Below are 16,822 nucleotides of genomic sequence, written 5' to 3' on the forward strand. Positions count from 1 at the left end.
ATCAAGTCAGCGCGTTTCAAAGGGGCAAAACGGTGGGCAATTAAGAAGACGGTTCGATTCCGAGAAATTTGTTGAATGTTCTGTAAAACCTGTTGCTCTGTCTCACTATCTAAAGCACTCGTTGCTTCGTCCAAAATCAAAATAGGCGATTGAGACAAGAACAAACGCGCCAAAGCAATGCGTTGCCGTTGACCGCCAGATAAGGCTGTACCTCTTTCTCCAACATTCGTTTCATAACCTTGGGGCATTTCACTGATAAAGTCATGAGCAACGGCTAACCGAGCAGCTTCTACGACTTGTTCTGCACTGATATCTGGATTACCTAGGGTAATATTTTCCAAGATGGAACCATTGAACAGAAAATCTTCTTGAAGAACGTCACCAATTTGTTGCCGTAAAGAAGCGAGGTCAGCACTTTTTAGGTCAAAGCCATCTATCAAAATACGACCTGATTCCGGTTGGTAAAGGCGTTGCAACAATTTAGAAAGGGTACTTTTCCCGGAACCGCTCCTACCCACAATACCGACGAACATCCCTGGCTCAACAGTAAAGGAAATTCCCCGCAAAATGGCTTCTTGGTTCGGGCGGTACCGAAAGAAGATTTGGTCGAAGCTAACTTGTCCTTTTAGGGGAGGAAGAACTAAACCACTTCCGGGTTCAGCTTCCGGAGCAACGTTGAGGATATCGCCAATCCGGTCTACTGAGAGCAAGACTTGTTGTAAATTTTGCCACAGCTGTACTAACCGCAAAAGTGGCCCAGTCATTCGTCCCGAAAGCATTTGAAAGGCGACCAGCTGACCGACTGTGAGCTTTTGGTCAATCACAAGCTTGGCTCCAAACCAGAGGATGAGCAGGTAAGAGAAATTGGTGAGGAAAGTGCCAATGTTGTTGCTGATATTGGATGTCGTGGAGGCGCGGAAACCAGTGCGAATGTAGCGAGCAAATAATCCTTCCCAGCGATCGCGTGCGGTTCGTTCTGCGGCATGGGCTTTCACTGAGTGAATTCCCGTAATCGTTTCCACCAAAAATGATTGACTATCCGCACTACGGTTAAACGTTTCATTCAGCCAATTGCGGAGTATCGGTGTAGAAACAAGGGTGAGGATAGCAAATAGAGGAATAACCGCCAAGGCAACCCAGGTAAGTAAGGCATTGTAGTAAAACATCAATGCCAGATACACAACCGCAAAAATGCTATCTAAGATAACCGTCAGGGCAGTTCCGGTGAGAAACTGCCGAATGTTTTCCAGTTCCTGTACCCGTGCTACGGTATCTCCGACCCGACGTGCTTCAAAATAAGCCAAGGGGAGACGCATCAGGTGACGAAACACTTGAGCAGATAAGCTCAAGTCAAGGCGTCGGGCAGTGTGGGTAAAGATGAATAGCCGTAGGATGCCGAGAATGCCTTCAAAAATAGCAACACTTAAAAGTGCGATCGCCATCACATCCAAAGTGGGGAGGCTTCCCTGCACCATCACTTTGTCAATAATCACCTGAGTTAGGATTGGCGTTGCTAACCCCAATAACTGCAAGGTGAACGAGGCGATGAGAACTTCCCCTAACAACCTGCGGTAGTGCCAAACCGCTGGCAAAAACCACGCGAGGCTGAATTTGTCCGGCTTCTGGATGAGTTCCACTTGCCATAGCTGCCCATCCCAAGCGGCCTCAACCAGTTCCTTGGGCAGACTTTCACAAGTGCGATCAGGGTTCAGTGGGTTGCCGATGATGATGCGATCGCCCCTTACTCCATAAACCACGACCCAGTGTTCCCGTTGCCAGTGCAACAAAGCCGGGAATGTAAGTTGTCGCAAGTCACTCCAGGTTGTTTGCAAGCGTCTGAGCTGGAGTCCCAATTTTTCACCCGCTTCTACCAGGTGTTTCGGCTGTTGTCCTCGCAACTGGCGCTGCACCCAATCGAGTTGAGCTGGGTTTTGTCGTTGTTGTGAGACCATTGTCAAGCAGGCCGCAGCGGTATTGAGGCTGGAGACAAAGGGATAACCTGAAATCGGTTGAGGTGCGTTGGTGCTGGAAGGGGCAAGGCGCGATCGCGCTTGATTCCAGAACTGCTCAATTTCTGGCGATAATGCTTCTTGCCAAAGTGCTGTATCCCAGCAAACCACCACCACTTCTTTCCCAGAAGCTACAGCTTTGAATGACCCGGAAAGCTCAATTAAATCACCGAACCAATCCCCCACGCCCAAAGTTGCTAAGGGCTTAGTGGCTGCTTCTTCCCTTAAGCGCACCTTACCTGCTATCACTAGAAACTGCTCTCCGGGACTATCTGTAGACCAAATTTTTTCCCCAAGCGTGTAGCGACGAGTCTCTGCCTGATCTTTAAATTGAACTTGCTGTTCCGGACGTAACAGAGCAAGCGGTGGGACATCCCAAGGAATAGATGGCAGAGCAGAGTGAGACGTACCAGCGTCCATCGCCTTTGTGTCTACAGATTCATCCAAAATTTCAACCTACCTGAAGCTTAACAGCCATTTTTTGGATTTGTTGGGCTATCCACTGCTCAAATAGCTCATTTTGGAGGGCGAGCTTAAGCTGAGCATCTTCTAATGAGGCTGGGAGAAATTGCTCGACTCGAAACAAGAGCCAACGTCCTTCTAGTTCTAACGGCCCAATGAGCTGTCCAGAACTAGCTGAATCAACGGCTGCCCTCAAGGCATCTGGTAGCGCTCCTCGACTAACTGGCCCCATCATGCCGTTGAGTACGCGGTCATCTGCGATCGAATACTCTCTAGCCAGTGGCTCAAAACTGGCTCCTTCCTCAATTTGCGTCGCTAGCTCCTCCGCAAGTTCCCGCTCATTCACTAAAATGCGAGACAGTACCACCCGGTCTAAAAAAAGTTTGCGCTCAATAAAATATTCTTGTAGCTTTGGTTCCGTTATCTGGGCTTTAAGTCTTTCGAGCTTAAAGCCAAAAGCCACTGAGGTGTGAAACGTTGTGTAATCTTGCCCGTTACTCTGGAGCCAGTCGGCGAACACTTTAGGGTCAGTGAGTTGACGTTGTAGCCGAAAATCAATCACCGCCTGTTCGATTAGGGCTGGATTAACGTTAAGATCCTGGCGAGTTTGCAGCTCTGTGTCTATAACGTGCTGGCGTAGAATATCCCCAATGAAAGCTTTCAACTTTCCAGACGTTTGCAGATATTGCAACGCTTGTGCCAAATTAATAGGCTGGTCATCAACAGTCAAGAATGGTTGGGATACCATGAAATAACCAAATAATATAGATAAAAAGTCTTGCCAAAGTTGATTGTTGCTACATAGCTGTAGAACCTATCCTCCCTGGCTTTGCCATTTATGCAAGAAGTTGATTGTCAAGACCTATTATCTTTCCATCCCCAGAAATTGCCCTCTACAACTATCTAAAGTTTGATGTTGATTTCGACCGGGGAACAGAGGAGTTTGGAAGACACGGAAAATTATTAACGTCAAAATTTGATTTAAACTGAATCACAATAACATGCTAGGAACCTTTCAACAAAGCCATATCCGAATTGAAGTGGAAGCACCACAAATCGCCATCCGTGACAGCTTGCTCCATTGCGATCGCCTACGTCAATGGCTATGGCCGCAACGCTTTTCCGTAGGACTACCGGAACAGTTACATCCGGGACTGACCTTCACCACATGGATGGGTCCTGTAGCCATTCAACACAAAGTGGAGATTGCCCAGCCCAATTGCTTACGCCTGCTCTTGAGTCAGGGAATCGACGGCTATCACGAGTGGTATTGGGGAGACGGTTGGATCCAGTCTCGCTTGGAAGGTATCTCTTTATTGCCACTGAATCTCGGCCAATCTCTCTCTCTGTTGCGGCTGCGCCAATTTCTTGCCTCTCAGCGGTAAAGCAACAAAAGGTTAATCCCATCTAACTTAAGAGGGAGGATATTCTCATCCCTCATTTTTTCTACCAAGAGAATATTCACGACGTATTGATGTGTGTAAAAGCGAAGCCTGAGTCCCCAAAAGTTGGGGGAAGAGAGCAGAAGCTATGTAAACTCGGGTTTCGTCATTTTTCTCTAGCAACAGTAATAACAGAGGGAGAAGAACACTGTCATTTATGTGGCCTTTTTTATTCTGAAAATTGCCATCAATATTCAGTAATATTTCATCTATATTATAAAATATTTCTATTTTAGATTTTCTAAAATTTTAATGAATTAATAATAAAATTAAAGAATAGCTTAATAATTTAATACACTCCACAGTGGAGAACGCTTTCCTCAGCTTAAGTTGATCGCGCATCCGTAGGTGGAGGAACCGATGCCTATCCCATCCCCTTCCCTAGAATTGACTCACCCCTTTGCCCATAACTCAGAGCCGCAGGAATTGCTCAAACACAGCGAAGAACAATTTAGAACGTTAGTTGCAAATATTCCAGGTGCTGTCTACCGCTGTACATACGACGGGCAATTACAAGGGCTATCTCTTAGAACAATGGTCTTCCTCAGTGAAGCTATTGAGACTGTTGCTGGCTATGCGGCAAGTGACTTTATTAATAATCGAGTACGGTCTTTTACCAGTATCATCCACCCTCAAGATCGAACGAAGATTGAGCAAGGTATCAGACAGAGTGTTATTGCCAAACAGCCCTATGTCATCGAGTACCGAATTGTACAAGCTAATGGCAAGATAGTCTGGGTCTATGACAAAGGCCAGGGTATTTCCGACGAAAATGGAGACATCCAATGGCTAGATGGGGTCATTTTGGATATTACAGAGCGGAAAAAGGCGGAAGCTGATTTACGCTACACTCAAACCTTCTTAAACTCCATCGTTGAAAATCTACCCGTGGCGGTATTTATTAAAGATGCGAGCGATTTACGCGTGATGTACTGGAACAAAGCCAGTGAGGAACTGTTTGGCTATTCCAGAGAAGAAGTATTGGGAAAGAATGATTACGATTTTTTTCCCTCCCAACAGGCTCGGTACTTACGCGCCAAAGATCGACAAGTACTAGCTGGAGGTGAACTGGTGGATATCCCGGAAACCCCCTTAATCACACCCCATCAAGGAAAACGGATCGTACATACCCAGAAAGTCCCCCTGTTCGATGAAACAGGCACTCCTCAGTATCTTTTGGGTATTTGTCGAGACATCACAGAAGAAAAGCTAGCTGATAGGGAAGCGACACAAAGTGCCCAGGCACTGCGAGAATCGGAAGCTCATTATCGCCGAATCGTGGAAACGGCGACAGAAGGCGTCTGGATGTTTGATGCCCATAGTAAAACAACCTTTGCCAATAGTCGTATTGCCGAAATGCTGGGCTATACAGTAGAGGACATGCTGGGGCGATCGCTGTTTGACTTCATTGATGAAGACAGCCGCATAGAGGCACAAGTCTATGTGGAACGTCGCCGCCAAGGCATCCAGGAACGCCATAATTTTAAATTCCGCCGCAAAGATGGCTCCGTCCTGTGGGCGCTTGTGTCAGCGACACCCATCTTCGATGCAGAAGGACACTTTGTCGGCGTTTTGAGGATGATTACCGACATTAGCGAGGTCTACGACGAGCTTCGCTTACGCAAGCAAGCTGAGGAAGCACTACGGGAATCTCATCAGCAAATTGCCGATATCCTGGAACGAATCACCGATGCCTTTTTTGCCCTCGATCATCAGTGGCACTTTACCTATATCAACGGCGAAGCTTCGCGCCTGTTGCACCAACAACCAGAACAACTAATTGGAGCCAATTTTTGGGATGTGTTTCCCGAAGCCGTGGGTTCACTAGTTGAGCAGCAGTATCGCCAAGCGATGCAGGAGCAAGTGCCAGTTATATTTGAAACCTTTTCGGCACCATTGAACAGTTGGCTTGAGGTGCGCGCTTATCCGAGTGGATCGGGACTTTCCGTTTTCTGGCGAGACATCACGGAACAAAAACAGGCTCAAGACGCGCTACGAAAAAGTGAAGAGCAATACCGTACCCTAGCCAGCCATTTTCCCAATGGAGCCGTTCTAGCCTTTGACCGAGATCTCCGCTACACCCTTGCTGAAGGTGAAGCATTAGCCACACTCGGCTTGTCTAAAGAGTTAGTGGAAGGAAAAACCTTATGGGAGGCAAGATCGCCAGAATTCTGTGAAATCCTAGAACCTCATTATCGGGCAGCTCTATCGGGAATGGCTGGAACCTTTGAGTTGGAGTATTCTAACAGTACTTATCTAGTGCATACGCTGCCCCTCAGAAATGCTTGGGGAGAAGTGTTTGCGGGTATGGTGATGAAGCAAGACATTACTGAGCGAAAGCGATCTGAGGAAGCATTACGCCAGTCCGAGAGCCAGTTGAGAGCCAAAAACCAAGAGCTTCAACAGACTCTACGCCAACTCAAACAAACCCAAGCTCAACTCATTCAGAATGAAAAAATGGTCAGCTTGGGTCAGATGGTGGCTGGAATTGCCCACGAAATTAACAATCCCGTCAGTTTCATTTATGGCAATATTGCCTATGCCCATGAATATGCCCAAAACCTCTTGAATCTTGTAAAACTGTATGGCCTGCATTATCCTGAACCCGTGCCAGCCATCCAAGAGGAGATCGAGGCATTGGATCTGGATTTTGTAGCCGCCGACTTCCCCAAATTGCTTGGCTCGATGCAAGAAGGAACCAACCGCATTCGAGAAATTGTCCTCTCCTTACGAAACTTCTCCCGCCTGGATGAAGCCCAAATCAAACCTGCCAATCTTCATGAAGGACTTGATAACACCCTGCTCCTTTTGCAACACCGTCTGAAGGGACATGCAGGAAACTCAGGGATTGAGGTGCGAAAAGAGTATGGACAACTCCCCCTGGTGGAGTGTTATCCCGGTTCGCTCAACCAAGTGTTTATGAATCTCTTGAGTAATGCTATTGATGCTCTGGAAACTCAAGCAGAACCCAGAGTGATTACCATCCACACTGAGGTAGAGACTGGAAACATGGGGAGAGCGCCAGAGGAGGAAAGCAGAAGAATTCCTCAACTCAATTCCAGGATGCTCAACACCCCCTTACCCCCACCTCAATTTGTGGTGATTCGCATTACCGACAACGGCTCTGGTATCCCCTTGCAGGTGAAAAAACAGATTTTTGATCCCTTCTTCACCACTAAACCCGTTGGTGTGGGGACAGGTTTGGGGTTAGCGATCGCTTACTCGATTGTCGTTGAACAACATGAGGGTAATCTAACGTGCATTTCCGAACTGGGTCAAGGAGCCGAGTTTGTGATTGAGCTGCCAATCCGACAACCCAAGTTATCCACTGCGACTGCTGTTTAGGGCGCTAGTCTGGCTTGACTACCAGCACCGAACAGGGAGCCTCAGCCACCACTTGGCTACTAACTGAGCCTTCTAAAATTCGCTGGAGACCCGTGAGACCGCGACTGCCAATCACAATTAAGTCAGCCTGGTGTATATGAGCAAGGCGGATGATTTCGCCAGCTGGGTCACCCCTAACGATCTCTAGAGTACTGTCGCCAGGAAGGTCAGCTTGGTAGGATTGCAGCTGTTTTTCCACATTTCGATACAGTAGCTCCTCTGAAGTATGAGGTCGGTCAACGGCTACATCCATGTCAGGCTCAGGCGAGGGAATGACATGGGCAAGGATTATTTTTGTTGCTGGCTGTAATTGAAGTTCCTTTAAGAACTGAATCACGCGCAGTGTATGTTCTGAACTGTCAATAGCCAAAAGAATTGTCTTTAACACCAATGTCTCCTATCAGCGATAGCAAAGCGAGCGATCGCAAAGACGCTTTGATCGTTCAGCTTTCAGCTATTGGGATTGTCCCCCTTGAGTAGAGAATTTGTCTACCAGGGGGGCAGAGTTGAACCCATCAATCAACATAGAGACTTGACACTCTCCGCCCTAGAAGTTCGGACATTCTTAGTTCATCGACACGCCTTTAAATTGTCTATCCTTGCGGCAATGCTTAAACCAAAGACCCGTAGAAAACTACCCAGTATCGAACCTAACTTGAGCCTTTCCCAGAGGGCTTGAATTCCCATTTTTCGGCCACAGTCAAAGTCTACTACTCATTAAGATCCTCCTGCGTCCGCAATCGCACTGAGTCAGCATGAGAAGGTAACCCTTCCGCTTGTGCCAGCGCCTGAATGGCACTCGAAACTTTGTCGAGGGCTGTAGATGAATACTGAATCAAACTGGAGTGCTTCATAAAGGTTTCGACACCCAAAGCAGAAGCGTAGCGGGCAGCACCGGAGGTCGGCAGCGTATGATTTGGGCCCGCTAGGTAGTCTCCCACGGCTTCGGGGGTGGAGTGACCCAAGAAAATTGCTCCAGCGTGGCGAATTTTTTCGAGTAAGTCCCAAGGTTCAGCAATTTCGAGTTCCAGGTGTTCCGGGGCAAACTCATTAGAGAGTTCCGCCGCCTCATCCAGGGAATCTACTAGGACAATTAAACCAAAGTGCGCGATCGCTTTTTCGGTCAGCAGGCGTCGCGGATGGTCTTTGAGTTGCCATTCCACCTCTTTCTGCACTTGTTTGGCTAGTTGGATATCGGGTGTTAAGAGAATGGCAGCAGCCATTGGGTCGTGTTCGGCTTGAGCCAGCAGATCAGCCGCAATATAGGCCGGATTAGCGGCCTGATCCGCGATGATTAGCACCTCCGAGGGGCCAGCCAGGGAGTCAATGCCTACTGTTCCGTAAACCAGTTTTTTGGCCAGGGTGACGTAAATGTTGCCTGGGCCAGTAATCACATCGACTTTAGGAATGGTTTCCGTGCCGTAAGCTAAAGCGGCGATCGCCTGAGCTCCACCGACCCGGTAAATCTCTTGTACCCCAGCTTCCTGTGCTGCCACTAGGACGGCGGGATTAATGGTTTTATCCGGACCGGGTGGTGTCACCATCACAACCTGAGGCACCTTTGCCACCTTCGCGGGGATGGCGTTCATCAACACGGTACTGGGATAACACGCTCTCCCCCCAGGAACATACAGTCCGGCTCGATCCACTGGCGTATAGCGCTTGCCTAGAACTACATCATCGTCGCCAAAGTGTACCCAAGATTTCGGGACGCGCTGCCGATGAAATGCCTCTATTTGTCGCGCCGCCAATTGGATGGCATCGAGTAATTCCTTGGATACCTGCTGGTAGGCAGCATCCAATTCTGACCCACTGACGCGCAGCCCGTCGATACTTAAGGTTTGGTGATCGAATTCTTCGGTATAGTGCAAGAGTGCTTTGTCTCCCTGGCGTTTGACCGCCTGTAAGACCTCTTGCACCGTTGACTCTTTATGAATAACGTGGTCTTGGGAAGTGCGATCGCGGATACGTCGCAGTTCAGTTTGTGCCTCAGCCTGCTGAGTAATGATTCGCAGCATGGAGTCGGAGTGCCCATCCTTAGGTATTACCCGTCCGAGACTCGGCCCATCAGCCTCCCCTTCGACAAGAAGGACGCATCGTCCCCGGACTTACTCCTATAGCTTAACCTGGATTTTTCAAGGGTCGCGATAGTTTCTCCATAGATGTTATAGTGGTCATTCAGGTATTTTGTTTGTTATCGAAAGTAAGGTTCCCCGAAGGCTACTGTGGCTAATAACAAGTCCGCGCTCAAGCGTATAGAAATTGCCGAACGCAACCGAGTTCGGAATAAGACCTACAAGTCAGCGGTGAAGACGCTGATGAAGAAATGCTTCTCGGCCGTAGAAGATTACGCTCGTCAACCGAGTCCAGAAGCGTTGCAGGCCGTCGAGAGTTCGATGTCTCAGGCTTACAGCAAAATTGACAAAGCTGTAAAGCGGCGGGTGCTGCATCCCAATAATGGCGCTCGCAAGAAATCTCGTCTGGCAGCTCGGATCAGAAAGATCACGGCTGGAGTCAATCCCCCAGCGCAGGAAACCAGTGCCTCTGCCTGATAGCAAAAACCCTTCTTTGGAAGGACTCGGTTTCCCGAGTAGAGTGTACTAAAGTCCTCTACGTGAGGCCATGATTAACGACCTCAAGGTTGCGAGGGGCAGGAATTCCTCTCCCTCGTAGCTTATAGGATAATGAGTTGCCCCCTGCTAATTGTTGAAAATAGTTGTAACATGGACTGTAGACTGTGCCGATGCAGTTGGTAGATACTCATGTCCACATCAACTTTGATGTCTTCCAGTCAGAATTGGAGGCAATACGAGACCGCTGGCGTCAAGCTGGAGTGGTTGGCCTTGTGCATTCTTGCGTGGAGCCGTCTGAAGCGGCTACTATTCGAGCATTAGCTGACCAATTTCCCGAACTCTCTTATGCCGTAGGTTTACATCCGCTGGATGCCGAAAAGTGGACTTCCGAAACAACGAACAAAATTCTTTCCTTAGCTCGTTCCGATACCAGAGTGGTGGCTATTGGGGAAACGGGATTGGATTTCTTCAAAGCGGAGAACCAGCAACAGCAAAAAGCGGTATTTGAAGCGCAACTGGCGATCGCGAAGCAGCTAAATTTACCCGTGATTATCCACTGCCGCGACGCGTCCGCCCCCATGAAAACTCTTTTGCAAGAGTTTTGGGAACGGAACGGTTCCGTAAAAGGTGTGATGCACTGTTGGGGAGGCACACCGGAAGAGACTGAGTGGTTTTTGGATCTGGGCTTTTACATTAGTTTTAGTGGCATCGTGACCTTTAAAAATGCCCAGTCAATTCAAGCGTCGGCAGTGATGGTGCCCTCTGATCGCCTCCTGATTGAAACAGATTGCCCCTTCCTCGCACCAGTACCCAAACGGGGCAAACGCAATGAACCCGCCTATGTTCGCTATGTGGCAGAGTGTGTCGCTAGCTTGCGAGATGTACCGTTGGAAACTCTAGCCACTCAAACAACTCAGAATGCGATCGCGCTTTTCGGTCTTACCCTCCCAACTGAATCCGTCTCCAGCACCGAATGCTACACTACCAATCTGTAAAAAGCAGGAAAAGTTAATTAACACTCAAGGAGCTAGGGCAGCATTCGCGAACTTACAAGCATCGGCCTAGGATGAAAGACCAAACACGGACGCCATCGAGTTGATGGCATCACCCCAGAGAAGGATAGGTTAGCTGATGGCTTAGTAGAAGTTTCAATCTCCGGGTACCGCCTGAAGTCAGAAGTTCTCAGCCTTCAGCCTTCAGCCTTTAGTCAGATCCAGTTTCTCTGCGACATACTATTATTAAGAAGAGTTACTATGAATAAAATTTCCCCTCCCCTTACTCAATTGCTGCCACTCATCCACATCACAGACCCCTGGAATTCAATAGTCACGTCCTAGAGACGCGGTTTATCGGCTCTCTAGCCAATCCATAAAATTTTAACCAGAGCAACGTTCATAGTTTGAGATACTAGCCATTTCCCAAGATCATCTTGTTGCTGCAACCAGCCAACAACTCAACAGCAATACTTGCTAGATAATGAGCGATCATCGCCAGTTATCTAGCAAAATTCACTCTGTGCATAAGTATCACCTAACAATCAGGGATACAATCGGTGCTGTTGCAGCGGCGTTCTTTGGCTCGGACTCCTATTCCGACGCTGACTCACCCCTAATGTAGGAGACGCATGAATAATCAAATTTACACCCCCTCCACTCAAACATACACTCTAGCCAACTATATGTTGCCCGACTTAGTGGAGATTCAGCGTTCCAGTTTTCGCTGGTTCCTGGAAGAAGGGCTAATTGAAGAACTCAACAGTTTCTCACCGATTACCGATTACACAGGTAAGCTGGAACTCCACTTCTTGGGGAAAGACTATAAGCTCAAGCGTCCCAAGTACGACGTTGACGAAGCAAAGCGGCGAGACAGCACCTATGCGGTGCAAATGTATGTTCCCACCCGCCTGATCAATAAGGAAACCGGTGAGATTAAGGAACAAGAGGTCTTTATCGGGGATCTGCCCTTGATGACCGACCGGGGTACCTTCATTATCAACGGGGCGGAACGAGTGATTGTGAACCAAATCGTTCGTAGCCCTGGCGTATACTACAAGTCTGAAACTGACAAAAACGGACGTCGGACGTATAGTGCTTCGCTGATCCCGAACCGGGGGGCATGGCTGAAGTTTGAAACCGACAAAAATGACTTAGTGTGGGTACGCATTGACAAAACCCGCAAGTTGTCGGCACAGGTGCTGTTGAAAGCGTTGGGACTATCGGATAGTGAGATTATGGATGCCATGCGACATCCAGACTACTATCAGAAAACCCTGGATAAAGAGGGTAACCCGACGGAAGAAGAAGCGTTGATGGAGCTTTACCGCAAGCTGCGTCCGGGAGAACCCCCGACGGTGAGTGGTGGTCAGCAACTGTTAGATTCGCGCTTTTTTGACCCGAAACGCTACGACTTAGGTCGGGTAGGACGTTACAAAATCAATAAAAAGCTGCGTCTGAATGTTCCCGATACGATGCGGGTACTCACGGCGCAAGATATTGTAGCGGCGATCGATTATCTGATTAATCTGGAATTTGATATTGGCAGCACGGACGATATCGACCACTTAGGCAATCGCCGGGTGCGTTCAGTCGGCGAACTGTTGCAAAACCAGGTCAGGGTAGGGCTCAATCGCTTAGAGCGTATCATTCGGGAACGGATGACCGTGAGCGATGCGGATACACTCACTCCGGCTAGCTTAGTCAACCCGAAACCTTTAGTGGCAGCGATTAAGGAGTTCTTTGGGTCGTCTCAACTCTCCCAGTTTATGGATCAGACGAACCCGTTGGCGGAATTAACACATAAACGGCGGCTTTCTGCTCTAGGGCCAGGTGGCTTAACGCGGGAACGAGCTGGTTTTGCCGTGCGGGATATTCATCCTTCGCACTACGGACGGATTTGCCCAATTGAGACACCGGAAGGACCAAACGCCGGTTTGATCGGCTCCTTGGCAACCCATGCGCGAGTGAATGCCTACGGGTTTATCGAAACGCCATTTTACCCGGTGGAAAATGGGCGAGTTCTCAAAGACAGTGCGCCCTTGTACATGACGGCAGACGAAGAGGATGACCTGCGGGTCGCTCCTGGGGATATCCCGATGGATGAAGAAGGGCGCATTTTAGGCGAGTCGGTGCCGGTGCGCTATCGGCAAGATTTCACCACCACGACGCCCGATCAGGTAGACTTCGTGGCGGTGTCGCCCGTGCAGATTATTTCAGTGGCAACATCGCTGATTCCGTTCTTAGAACATGACGACGCCAACCGCGCACTGATGGGATCGAACATGCAGCGGCAGGCGGTGCCGTTGTTGCGACCGGAACGCCCCTTAGTGGGAACCGGTTTGGAAGCCCAGGCCGCACGGGACTCCGGGATGGTGATTGTGTCCCGTACCGATGGAGAAGTGACCGAGGTGGATGCTCGTCACATTCGGGTGAAGGATCAGGCGGGTCGGGAGACCTATTATGAACTTCAGAAGTATCAGCGATCAAACCAAGATACTTGTTTAAATCAGCGTCCTTTAGTGTTTGAGGGCGATGATGTTGTTGCCGGTCAAGTGATAGCCGATGGCTCAGCAACCGAAGGTGGTGAGCTGGCACTGGGTCAAAATATCCTGGTGGCCTATATGCCCTGGGAAGGCTACAACTACGAGGACGCGATTCTGATTAGTGAGCGGTTGGTAATGGATGATGTCTATACCAGCATTCACATTGAGAAGTACGAGATTGAAGCGCGGCAAACGAAACTCGGCCCAGAGGAAATCACCCGTGAAATTCCCAACGTTGGGGAAGATGCCCTGCGACAACTAGACGAAACCGGCATTATCCGGATTGGTGCCTGGGTGGAAGCCGGTGACATTTTGGTAGGAAAGGTAACGCCCAAAGGGGAATCTGACCAGCCGCCCGAAGAAAAATTACTCCGAGCCATTTTCGGAGAAAAAGCCAGGGATGTACGGGACAATTCACTGCGCGTACCCAATGGTGAGAAAGGCCGGGTAGTCGATGTCCGGGTGTTTACCCGTGAACAGGGGGATGAACTACCTCCTGGGGCGAATATGGTTGTCCGCGTTTATGTGGCGCAGAAGCGGAAAATTCAGGTGGGCGACAAGATGGCGGGACGTCACGGCAACAAGGGGATTATTTCCCGGATTTTGCCGATGGAGGATATGCCCTACTTACCCGATGGGACGCCCATTGATATTGTGCTCAATCCTCTCGGGGTGCCGTCGCGGATGAACGTCGGTCAGGTGTTTGAATGTTTACTCGGATGGGCGGGTGAAAACTTGGGCCTCCGATTTAAGCTGACGCCGTTTGATGAAATGTATGGGGAGGAGGCGTCCCGAACGACTGTTCACGGCAAGCTGAAGCAAGCGAGTGAAGAGGAAGAGCAGGACTGGGTGTTTAACCCGGAACACCCCGGAAAAATCAAGGTCTATGATGGTCGCACAGGCGAAGCCTTTGACCGACCGATCACCGTGGGTAAGGCTTATATGTTGAAGCTGGTTCACTTAGTGGACGATAAGATTCACGCACGTTCGACAGGCCCTTACTCGCTGGTGACACAGCAGCCGTTGGGCGGAAAAGCACAGCAGGGCGGTCAGCGATTCGGAGAAATGGAAGTGTGGGCACTGGAAGCCTTTGGTGCAGCTTATACCCTGCAAGAGTTGCTGACGGTGAAGTCCGACGATATGCAAGGACGGAATGAGGCGCTCAATGCGATCGTTAAAGGTAAGGCGATTCCACGACCAGGGACTCCTGAATCCTTCAAGGTCTTGATGCGGGAACTTCAGTCGTTGGGCTTAGATATGGCGGTTCACAAAGTAGAAACTGCCGAGGATGGTACAAGCCGCGATGTAGAGGTGGATCTGATGGCAGATGCGGATCGGCGTCGGACACCTAGCCGACCCACTTATGAATCTCTCAACCGTGAGGAACTCGAAGAAGACGAAGTCTAAAAAGAGTTGAAAGTGAGCAGGTTGAAAGTTGAAAGTTGTTAAGAGTTTAGGCGTTGCAAATTAAGAAAACACCTTCAACCTTCAACCTTCAACATTTAAACCTTGAACCTTCAACTCTTAATCGAATGAGACATCAGCTAGAACAGCGGTTTGACTACGTCAAAATTGCGATCGCCTCTCCAGAACGAATTCGGCAATGGGGAGAAAGAACCCTTCCTAATGGTCAGGTGGTCGGCGAAGTCACGAAACCGGAAACAATTAACTATCGCACGCTCAAACCCGAAATGGATGGGCTGTTCTGCGAACGAATCTTTGGGCCAGCCAAGGATTGGGAATGCCATTGCGGCAAGTACAAGCGGGTACGCCACCGGGGAATTGTCTGCGAACGCTGCGGTGTGGAAGTCACCGAGTCACGAGTGCGCCGTCACCGGATGGGATATATCAAACTAGCTGCACCGGTGGCTCACGTTTGGTATCTCAAGGGGATTCCCAGCTATCTCAGCATTCTGCTAGATATGCCCCTGCGGGATGTGGAACAGATTGTCTACTTCAACGCCTATGTTGTCTTGAGTGCAGGCAATGCCGAGAACCTCAGCTACAAGCAGCTATTGACAGAAGATCAATGGCTGGAAATTGAAGAGCAGCTTTACAGCGAAGATTCTCAACTAACCGGTGTTGAGGTGGGAATTGGTGCTGAGGCACTCCAGCGGCTTTTGCAGGACGTTGATTTAGACAATGAAGGTGAAAAGCTCCGCGAAGAAATTACCACAGCCAAGGGGCAAAAACGCGCCAAACTAATCAAACGTTTACGGGTGATTGACAACTTCATCGCCACAGGTTCTCTGCCGGACTGGATGGTACTGACGGTGATTCCGGTTATTCCTCCAGACCTGCGCCCGATGGTACAGCTAGACGGGGGTCGCTTTGCTACCTCGGACTTGAATGACCTCTATCGGCGAGTCATCAACCGCAACAACCGACTAGCCCGTCTCCAGGAAATCCTGGCACCCGAAATTATTGTCCGCAACGAAAAGCGGATGCTCCAAGAAGCGGTGGACGCTTTAATTGACAATGGGCGTCGAGGGCGTACTGTTGTGGGAGCTAACAATCGCCCGCTCAAGTCCCTCTCCGACATCATTGAGGGTAAGCAAGGTCGCTTCCGGCAAAACCTCTTGGGTAAACGGGTTGACTACTCCGGGCGTTCAGTCATTGTTGTCGGCCCTAAGCTGAAAATTCACCAGTGCGGTTTGCCCCGCGAAATGGCGATCGAACTGTTTCAACCCTTCGTTATTCACCGACTGATTCGTCAAGGTTTGGTCAATAACATCAAGGCGGCTAAAAAACTAATTCAGCGAGGCGACCCCAGCGTGTGGGATGTCTTGGAAGAAGTGATTGCCGGTCACCCCGTGTTACTGAACCGAGCACCAACGCTTCACCGCTTGGGAATTCAGGCGTTTGAACCGATTTTGGTCGAAGGTCGTGCCATTCAATTGCACCCCTTAGTATGTCCGGCATTCAATGCTGACTTTGATGGTGACCAGATGGCAGTTCACGTTCCCCTCTCGTTGGAGTCGCAAGCAGAGGCACGGCTGTTGATGTTGGCGTCTCATAATATCCTCTCACCCGCAACGGGTCGCCCGATTGTCGCGCCTAGCCAGGATATGGTGTTGGGATGCTATTACCTGACGGCTGAAAATCAAGCAGCTCAAAAAGGCGCTGAGAAATATTTTGCCAATCTGGATGATGCGATCAAAGCCTACGAACAAAAGCAAGTAGACTTACATGCCTACGTCTGGTTGCGCTTTGACGGCATCGTCGAGTCAGCTGTACCCGACAAAGAAGTCCTCAAGACAGAACACTCATCAGATGGCAGCGTAACTAAGCATTACAGAGAACGTCGCGTGAGGGAAACAGCTGATGGGCAGATGATTTCTCAGTATGTTCGTACCACTCCAGGTCGGATTATCTACAACAGAGCCATTCAAGAGGCGTTGATTAGCTAGTCAA

General features: G+C 49.4%; 10 protein-coding genes. 6 read left to right on the forward strand and 4 right to left on the reverse strand.

Features of this window, described 5'->3' with window-relative positions:
* Both V6C93_RS00520 and V6C93_RS00525 read right to left on the reverse strand, forming a co-directional pair.
* Window positions 1–2,429, reverse strand: a 2,429-nt coding sequence (locus tag V6C93_RS00520) for a type I secretion system permease/ATPase (RefSeq protein WP_349262578.1), incomplete at its 3' end; no start/stop codon positions are given.
* A 31-nt stretch (window positions 2,430–2,460) separates the two neighbouring features.
* Window positions 2,461–3,219, reverse strand: coding sequence for a peptidylprolyl isomerase (locus V6C93_RS00525; RefSeq protein WP_333474681.1), 759 nt, complete (start codon window positions 3,217–3,219; stop codon window positions 2,461–2,463).
* Between the two features lie 253 nt (window positions 3,220–3,472).
* On the opposite strand from V6C93_RS00525, the gene V6C93_RS00530 reads away from it, so the two are divergent.
* Window positions 3,473–3,856 (forward strand): hypothetical protein, encoded by a 384-nt coding sequence (locus tag V6C93_RS00530; protein ID WP_333474682.1) that lies wholly within the window; start codon window positions 3,473–3,475, stop codon window positions 3,854–3,856.
* Window positions 3,857–4,273: 417 nt separating this feature from the next.
* A complete protein-coding gene (locus V6C93_RS00535) occupies window positions 4,274–7,258 on the forward strand; it encodes a PAS domain S-box protein (RefSeq protein ID WP_333474683.1) in 2,985 nt (994 codons plus the stop codon).
* Between the two features lie 4 nt (window positions 7,259–7,262).
* Here the strand turns inward: V6C93_RS00535 and V6C93_RS00540 are convergent, their stop codons facing one another.
* Together V6C93_RS00540 and hisD are read right to left on the reverse strand one after the other, a co-directional pair.
* On the reverse strand, window positions 7,263–7,685 hold the full coding sequence (locus V6C93_RS00540) for a universal stress protein (RefSeq protein WP_333474684.1): 423 nt from the start codon (window positions 7,683–7,685) through the stop codon (window positions 7,263–7,265).
* Between the two features lie 322 nt (window positions 7,686–8,007).
* Window positions 8,008–9,315 (reverse strand): histidinol dehydrogenase, encoded by a 1,308-nt coding sequence (hisD, locus tag V6C93_RS00545; RefSeq protein WP_333474685.1) that lies wholly within the window; start codon window positions 9,313–9,315, stop codon window positions 8,008–8,010.
* A gap of 207 nt (window positions 9,316–9,522) precedes the next feature.
* Here hisD and rpsT point away from each other — a divergent pair, with 207 nt between their 5' ends.
* From rpsT to V6C93_RS00565, 4 genes are all read left to right on the forward strand, one after another.
* Window positions 9,523–9,849, forward strand: a complete 327-nt coding sequence (rpsT, locus tag V6C93_RS00550) for a 30S ribosomal protein S20 (protein WP_333474686.1) — start codon at window positions 9,523–9,525, stop codon at window positions 9,847–9,849.
* A gap of 191 nt (window positions 9,850–10,040) precedes the next feature.
* Window positions 10,041–10,865 carry a TatD family hydrolase gene (locus V6C93_RS00555; RefSeq protein WP_333474687.1) on the forward strand — a complete coding sequence of 275 codons (825 nt, stop codon included), beginning with the start codon at window positions 10,041–10,043 and terminating at the stop codon, window positions 10,863–10,865.
* A gap of 629 nt (window positions 10,866–11,494) precedes the next feature.
* Window positions 11,495–14,815, forward strand: coding sequence for a DNA-directed RNA polymerase subunit beta (gene rpoB / locus V6C93_RS00560; protein ID WP_333474688.1), 3,321 nt, complete (start codon window positions 11,495–11,497; stop codon window positions 14,813–14,815).
* Between the two features lie 125 nt (window positions 14,816–14,940).
* The gene (locus V6C93_RS00565; protein WP_333474689.1) at window positions 14,941–16,818 is read left to right on the forward strand and encodes a DNA-directed RNA polymerase subunit gamma; all 1,878 of its coding nucleotides are present in this window, start codon (window positions 14,941–14,943) and stop codon (window positions 16,816–16,818) included.
* Window positions 16,819–16,822: the final 4 nt, after the last annotated feature.

It is taken from the genome of Allocoleopsis sp. (genome assembly GCF_036703385.1).
In the GTDB taxonomy this organism is placed as follows: domain Bacteria; phylum Cyanobacteriota; class Cyanobacteriia; order Cyanobacteriales; family Coleofasciculaceae; genus Allocoleopsis.